We start from the raw sequence: 416 nt of genomic DNA, 5'->3' as shown, positions 1-416 counted from the left end.
GCGTCTGGGTCTTGCTGGACGCCCCGCCGCCGAATCGGAAAGACCTCGGCCGGATTCGACTCTCGTTCTGGCCGGAACAATTGGAGTTGATCGGAGACAATCCATGATCGATTGCGACCGCGACGGGCACCATTGGATCGAGCGCGAGCGCCGGGACGCCTTCCCGGGCGCCCCGGAGAATGCCACCCATTTCTGCCCGGACTGCGCCCTCTACGCCGTCGAATGCGACACTTGCGGCCAGTCGGGCGCCGTCCTCGGCGAAGGCGATTCCGCCGTCGACTGCCCGGACTGCTCCGGATACGGGCTCCTCGGCGTGAACGGCGAATCCCTGACGACCCCGGCTTACCTCTTCGCCTGCCCGAAGTGTCATCGGCCGTCGTCGAAGTCCGAGCCCGTCGTCGGCTACGTGTTCGCGA

Annotated in this window: 1 protein-coding gene; it reads left to right on the top strand. The window is 66.6% G+C overall.

All coding sequences use genetic code 11. The annotated features are described in order from the left end of the window. Positions 1–103: 103 nt before the first annotated feature. Positions 104–416 (top strand): hypothetical protein (locus RM704_RS44870; protein ID WP_311593642.1); only part of this gene is annotated, 313 nt, incomplete at its 3' end.

This window comes from Streptomyces gottesmaniae (assembly GCF_031845845.1).
GTDB lineage: Bacteria > Actinomycetota > Actinomycetes > Streptomycetales > Streptomycetaceae > Streptomyces > Streptomyces akebiae.
The sequence above is the reverse complement of the archived record's forward strand: the minus strand, read 5'-3'. Positions and strand labels throughout refer to the sequence as shown.